Source organism: Rhodanobacter sp. KK11, from assembly GCF_033345435.1.
Lineage (GTDB): Bacteria > Pseudomonadota > Gammaproteobacteria > Xanthomonadales > Rhodanobacteraceae > Rhodanobacter.
Window position 1 is genome coordinate 620,013 of record NZ_JAWPMI010000004.1, and the last position, 6,897, is coordinate 626,909.

The 6,897-nt window shown below is 70.3% G+C and carries 5 protein-coding genes; 4 read left to right on the forward strand and 1 reads right to left on the reverse strand.

Annotated elements, in window-relative coordinates; genetic code table 11:
- Positions 1-749: 749 nt before the first annotated feature.
- Positions 750-2,309: a GNAT family N-acetyltransferase gene (locus R5H19_RS13505; protein WP_318159515.1), complete on the reverse strand. Its 1,560-nt coding sequence runs from the start codon at positions 2,307-2,309 to the stop codon at positions 750-752.
- A gap of 83 nt (positions 2,310-2,392) precedes the next feature.
- Between R5H19_RS13505 and R5H19_RS13510 the strand changes: the two genes are divergently transcribed.
- From R5H19_RS13510 to R5H19_RS13525, 4 genes are all read left to right on the forward strand, one after another.
- The gene (locus R5H19_RS13510; RefSeq protein WP_318159516.1) at positions 2,393-3,826 is read left to right on the forward strand and encodes a formimidoylglutamate deiminase; all 1,434 of its coding nucleotides are present in this window, start codon (positions 2,393-2,395) and stop codon (positions 3,824-3,826) included.
- 79 nt (positions 3,827-3,905) lie between these two features.
- Complete coding sequence (locus R5H19_RS13515; protein ID WP_318159518.1) at positions 3,906-4,637, forward strand: ABC transporter ATP-binding protein; 732 nt, start codon at positions 3,906-3,908, stop codon at positions 4,635-4,637.
- Positions 4,634-6,436, forward strand: coding sequence for an ABC transporter permease (locus R5H19_RS13520; protein ID WP_318159519.1), 1,803 nt, complete (start codon positions 4,634-4,636; stop codon positions 6,434-6,436). The genes R5H19_RS13515 and R5H19_RS13520 overlap by 4 nt, the downstream gene beginning before the upstream one ends.
- Positions 6,361-6,897, forward strand: a 537-nt coding sequence (locus R5H19_RS13525) for an ABC transporter permease (protein ID WP_318159520.1), incomplete at its 3' end; no start/stop codon positions are given. The genes R5H19_RS13520 and R5H19_RS13525, both read left to right, overlap by 76 nt.

Consider the following 6,897-nt stretch of genomic DNA (forward strand, 5'->3'; position numbering starts at 1 on the left):
AGAGAAAGGCCACTCCGATGGCGCGCCCTCCGGGCATCCTGCCCTGCGGGTGCGCGGGTGGGCTACGCGGGTTCGCCGACAGCGCATCCTGCGCTGACGTCGAACTGGCCGGCATCCCTGCCGGCCACCCCTGCGGGGCCTTTCCTTCGCCCACCCGCCACGCCATAGGGGCCCCGGGTAGAGCAGCGCGCTCCCAGCGCGCACTCTTCAGAAGAACCGGATCAAGAGCAAAGCGGCAAAGCGCTGCTTTGCTGCTTTGGCTTTTCAGGTTCATCACCGAGTGCGGGCCACGATGGCCCGCTGCTTTACCCGGGGTCCCTTGCGCGGCGGTGAGTCGGGGACGACAGGCCGCGCAGCGGGCGTTGCCAGGGATGGCAACGCCTTTTCGCGCGGGCAGGCGACGGCATGGATGCCGGAGTTGAGGCAACGCAGGAGCGGTTGCCCGATGCCCGCTCGAAAAGCCCGGCCCCGGCTCACGGACTTGCCGGGCAGGCGAGGGCATGGATGCCCGAGTTGAGGCAACGCAAGGAGCAGTTGCCCGAGCCCGGCAAGCGCCAAGCGGGGTGTCGTTTTCTCTGGGTTACTTCTCTTTTGGACAAGCAAAAGAGAAGTAGCTCGGGCGCCGTAGGCGCACGAAAGCTCTTGCCTCTGATGCTTTTCGCTCCGAACGAAGCAAGAGCAAGGGCATCGCGCACGACCGAAGGAAGCCCCTCGCGCACAGGGTGCGTTCCTGCAGCCGCCACGGCCTCTCAGCGCGGCCGCCAGCGCGTCTCGTACAGGTCGAAGCGGCGGTCCTTGAGGTTGGTCACCGCGCCGGCGTTGCGCGCGCGGGCCAGGCTTTCCAGGCGCAGGTCGGCGAACAGCACGGTCTCGATGTTCGGCGTGGAGTCCGCCGCGATGCCGTCGCGTGCGAACGGGAAGTCGCTCGGCGTGAGGATGCAGCTCTGGCCGTACTGGATGTCGAAGTTGTTGACGCCCGGCAGGTTGCCCACGTTGCCCGACAGCACCACGTAGCACTGGTTCTCGATCGCCCGCGCCTGCGCGCAGTAGCGCACGCGCAGGTAGCCCTCGCGCACGTCGGTGCAGAACGGCACGAACAGGATCAGCGCGCCCTGGTCGACCAGGTAGCGCGCCACCTCGGGGAACTCGGCGTCGTAGCAGATCATCACCCCGATCGGGCCGCAGTCGGTGAGCACGGTGGCCGCGCTGTCGCCACCGCTGACGTTCCACACGTTGCGCTCGCTCGGCGTGGGGTGCAGCTTCTCGCGCTCGTGCAGCGAGCCGTCGCGCAGGCACACGTAGCAGACGTTGTGGATGTCGCCGTTGGCCTGCTCGGTGGGATGGGTGCCGGCGATGATGTTGATGTTGTAGTGCACCGCCAGGCGGCTGAAGAGTTCCTTCACCTGCGGCGTGTAGTGGCTGAGCTTGCGGATCGACTCCACCGGCGACAGCTCGGTGTTCTCGATCGACAGCAATTGCAGCGTGATCAGTTCGGGGAAGGCGACGAAATCGGCACCGTAGTCGGCGGCGATGTCGGTGAAGTACTCGACCTGGGTGGCGAACTCCTCGAACGAGCCGATTCGCCGCTGTTGGTACTGCACCGACGCCACCCGCACCGAATCCGGCAGCAGCCGCGCCGAGGTGATCGGCGGGATGTCGGGCTGGTCGAGCAGCTGCGGGTTGCGCCAGGCCAGATGCACGGCGTAGCCCAGTGATTCGTGGTCGGACGGCACGTAGGCGCGCAACACGCCGATCACCTCGAAGCCGTTGGACAGCTGGAAGCTCAGCGTGGGATCGCGGCGCTTGCCTTCCACCACGGCCTGCACGTAGGCCTCGGCGCTGCCGTAACGCGCGATGTTCCGCGCCAGCCCGGGTATGCGGCCGCCGAACACGATGCCGCGCAGCTTGAGATCCATGCACAGGCGCTTGCGCGCCTGGTACAGCCGCTGGCCGATGCGCATGCCGCGGTAGTCCGGGTGCACCACCACTTCCATGCCGTACAGCCAGTTGCCGTCCGCGCGGTGGCGCGAGCCCATGCCGCCGCCGGTGATCTGCATCCAGGTATGCGGCGCCAGCGCGGTGGCCTCGTCGATGCGGAAAGTGGCGCAGTAGCCCACGATCGCACCTTCGTACTCGACCACGAACTGGCCTTCCGGGAAGTGCGTCTGCTGCGAACGCAACATCTCCGCCGAGTGGCCCCATTCGGGCGTATAGACGCGCGCGGTCAGCTGGACCAGGGCCGGCACGTCGGCGGGAACGGCTTGACGCAGCAGCAGTTTCGGTCTGCTTTCGCTGTTTTTCCTGACCATCACCGGAGTATGCCCATGACGAAGTGAAGGCGATTTCACCAGCCCGGTTACACTGCGCGGCATCGTCATGCGGAGCAGTAGCCATGAGCAGCGCAACCCTCGCCCACTTCAGGGCCGGCCGGGCATGGCGCATCGACGGCTGGCAGGCCGATGCCGCGCTGGGCGTGGATGCGGACGGGCGACTGCAGGCCTCGGCGGAGCCGGCCGGCGCGTCGCTGGGCCGCTGGGTGCTGCCCGGCATGCCGAACCTGCACTCGCACGCGTTCCAGCGCGCGATGGCCGGCTTGGCCGAGCGCCGGGGACATGTTCATGCGATCTTCCCTGATCGCGAAGATCAAAAGGCGGCCATCCCTGGCCGCATTTCTCAAAAAAGCGAGGACAACTTCTGGAGCTGGCGCGAGACGATGTATGCGTTCGCCGCCACGATCGGCCCGGACGAACTCAAGGCGATCGCCGCCCAGCTCTACGTGGAGATGCTCAAGGCCGGCTACACCAGCGTGTGCGAATTCCACTACCTGCATCACCGGCCGGACGGCACGCCGTATGCGCCGCCGCAGGCGATGTCGCTGGCGCTGATCGAGGCCGCGCGCGAGGCCGGCATCGGCCTGACCCTGCTGCCGGTGCTGTACATCAGCGGCGGCTTCGACGGCCGCGCGCTGAGCGCGCGCCAGCGCCGCTTCGGCCATGGGGTCGACGATTATCTGCGCCTGCTGGAGACTCTGCGCCGGCAGCAGGGCGACGAGGTGAGCGTGGGCATCGCCCTGCATTCGCTGCGCGCGGTGCCGGAGCCGGCACTGCGCGAGGTGCTGGCCAGCGGGTTGGCGGCGACCGGACCGATCCACATCCACATCGCCGAGCAGGTCGGCGAGGTGCAGGACTGCCTGGCCACTCGCGGCGCGCGACCGGTGGAGTGGCTGTTCGATCATGCCGACGTCGACGCGCGCTGGTGCCTGGTGCACGCGACCCACCTCACCGCGGCGGAGACCGCGCAGCTGGCGCGCAGCGGCGCCGTGGCCGGACTGTGCCCGACCACCGAGGCAAACCTCGGCGACGGCCTGTTTCCGCTGGCCGACTACCTCGACGCCGGCGGCACGCTCGGCATCGGTTCGGATTCGCACATCTCGATCTCGCCGGTGGAGGAACTGCGCTGGCTGGAATACGGCCAACGCCTGGCCACCCGCCATCGCAACATCGCCGCACGCCGCGAGGGCGACAGCGTGGGCGAGACGCTGTGGCGCTCCGCGCTGCGCGGCGGCGCGCTCGCTTCGGGCCGGCCGGTGGGCGAACTGCGCGATGGCGCGCGCGCCGACCTGATCGTGCTGGACGAGGCCTCGCCGCTGCTGGCCGCGCGCGAGGCGCGTTCGCTGCTGGACAGCTTCCTGTTCGCCGGCAACACGCCGTTGGTGCGTCACGTGATGGTCGGCGGGCGCTGGCAGGTGCGCGACTTCCGCCATCGCGACGAGGAACGCATCGCGCGGCGCTATCGGGACGTGGTCGACTCGCTCGAAATTGCTTGAAATCATGAAACGGCCCGCCCACCGCGGTTAGCCTGAACGCCATCGCCGCCTTCGGGCGGTTGCCGGGCGGAGCGCCTGCATGGCCGTGACCACGCCGTTGCCCGCCGCGGAGGCGGTGTTCCGCGCCCGCGGCCTGACCAAGACCTACCGCATGGGCGAGGTCGAGGTGCACGCCTTGCGCGGGGTCGATCTGGACCTGTTCCGCGGCGAGTTCGTGGTGCTGCTGGGGCCCTCGGGCAGCGGCAAGTCGACCCTGTTGAACATCCTGGGCGGGCTCGACGCGCCCAGTGCCGGCGAAGTCTGGTACGAGGGACATCACCTCACCGGCGCCACGGAGCGCGAGCTGACGCTGTTCCGCCGCGAGCACGTTGGCTTCGTGTTCCAGTTCTACAACCTCATTCCCAGCCTCACCGCGCGCGAGAACGTGGCGATCGTCACCGAGATCGCCGAGCAGCCGATGACGCCGGAGGAGGCGCTGGCGCGGGTGGACCTGGCCGATCGCATGGACCACTTTCCGGCGCAGCTGTCCGGCGGCCAGCAGCAGCGGGTGGCGATCGCCCGCGCGATCGCCAAGCGGCCGGCGGTGCTGCTGTGCGACGAGCCCACCGGTGCGCTCGACTCGGCCACCGGCGTGCGCGTGCTGGAGGCGCTGGAACGGGTCAATGCGGAGCTGGGCACCACCACCGTGGTGATCACCCACAACGCGGACATCGCGCGCATGGCGCATCGCGTGCTGTACCTGGGCGACGGCCGCATCGTGCGCGAGGAGCGTCCGGCGCAGCGCATGCCGGCGAAGGAGCTGCACTGGTGAGCGCGCTGACGCGCAAGGCGTGGCGCGACCTGTGGCACCTGCGCGGGCAGGCGCTGGCGATCGCGCTGGTGATCGCCGGCGGCGTCGCCACGCTGGTGATGTCGCAATCCACCTACGAATCGCTCACCGCGACGCGCGAGCAGTTCTACCGGCAGGCTGCGCTGGCCGACCTGTGGGCGCCGCTGGCGCGCGCGCCGGATACCGTGCTGGCGCACCTGGCGGCGCTGCCCGGCGTGCAGACCGTGCAGGCCCGGCTGCTGGCGCTGGGCACGCTGGGGGTGCCCGGCTTCGACGAGCCGGTGCGCGCCGAGGTGGTGTCGCTACCGCCAGAAGGCGGCCAGCCGCTACTCAACCGGGTGCAACTGCGCAGCGGCCGCCTGCCCGATGCGGAACTCGACAACGAGGTGGTGGTGGGCGAGGCGTTCGCCGCGGCGCACGCGCTGCGCGTCGGCGACCGCCTGCGGCTGACCCTGCGCGGGCGCCAGCGCTGGCTGCGCGTGGTCGGCGTGGGCACCTCGCCGGAGTACGTCTACCAGAGTCCGCCAGGCGCGGTCTTTCCCGACTTCAAGCGCTACGCCGTGCTGTGGATGAACCGCCACGCGATGGAAAAGGCGCTCGACATGGACGGCGCGTTCAACAACGTGGTGCTGCGCCTGCTGCCGGCGGCGCGGCCGGCGGCGGTGATCGCCGGGCTGGACGGCGCACTGGCGCGCTACGGCGGCATCGGCGCCTACGGCCGCCACGAGCAGACCTCGGCGCGCTACCTGGAGGAGGAGATGCGCCAACTGCGCACCATGGCGCGGCTGTTCCCGGCGATCTTCCTGGGCGTGGCCGCGTTTTTGCTGCACGTGGTACTGATGCGCCTGGTCGGCACCCAGCGCGAGCAGATCGGCGTGCTCAAGGCGTTCGGCTACAGCCACCGTGCCCTGGCGGTGCACTACCTGGGCATGGCCGCGGTCGTTGCCCTGCTCGGTGCCTTGCTGGGCATCGCGCTCGGCGCCGGGATGGGGCGCTGGCTGGCGCACGTCTACCAGGACATCTACCGCTTCCCGTTCCTCGCCTGGCGGCTGAGCCCCGCGGCGATCGCCACCGGGACCGCGGTCAGCCTGGCCGCCGCCGCGGCCGGTGCGCTGATGGCGCTGCGCGCGGCCGCCAGCCTGCCGCCGGCCGAGGCGATGCGCGCCCCGGCGCCGCCGCGTTTCGGCCCCACGCTGATCGAGCGGCTGGGCCTGCAGCGCTGGCTGTCGCAGCCCTCGCGGATGATCCTGCGCGATCTCGAGCGCCGCCCCGGCCGCGCCGCGTTCACCGTGCTCGGGCTGGCGCTGGCGTGTGCGGTGATCATGGTCGGCCGCTTCCAGGGCGACGCGGTCGGCTACATGGTCGATACCCAGCTCAGCATCGCCCAGCACCATGACCTGGCGGTGAGCTTCATCGAACCGGCGCCGCGGCGGGTGCTGTTCGAGCTGGCCGCGCTGCCCGGCGTGCGCGAGGCCGAGCCGATCCGGACCGCTCCGGTGCGGCTGGTCCACGGGGTTGCGCAGCTATCGCACGGTGATCGAGGGGCTGCCGCCGGCCGCGCGCCTGCGCCGACCGCTGGATGCCCGGCTCGGCGTGGTCACGCCGCCGGCCGACGGCGTGCTGCTGACCGACTACCTGCAGCGCATGCTGGCGCTCGAGCCCCGGCGACACGATCGAGGTGCAGGCCCTGCAGGGGCACCGCCATGTGCGCGACGTGCGTGTGGCCGGTTTCGTGCACGAGACGATCGGGGCGCAGGGCTACATGGACCTGGACGCGCTGAACCGGCTGCTTGGCGACGGCGACGTGGTTTCCGGCGTGCTGCTCGGCGTGCTGCCCGGCGCCGAAGCGGACGTCTACGCGCGGCTGGACCGCCGCCCGTGGGTGGCCGGCATCAGCTCGCGGCTGGCCTCGGTGCGCAGCTTCTACGCCACCATGGGCGAGAGCCTGCTGGTGTTCACCTGGGTGGCGGCGTTGCTCGGCGGGGTGATCAATTTCGGGCTGGTCTACAACGCCGCGCGGATCAGCCTGTCCGAGCGCGGCCGCGAGCTGGCCAGCCTGCGCGTGCTGGGCATGACCACGGGCGAGGTGAGCGCGCTGCTGCTGGGACAGCTTGGCCTGCTGGTGGCGATCTCGCTGCCGCTCGGCTTCGCCGCCGGCTGGGGCCTGTGCTGGGTGATGGTGCAGGGCTTCCAGTCCGAGCTGTTCCGCATTCCGATCCGGCTGACCACCGCCACCTATGCG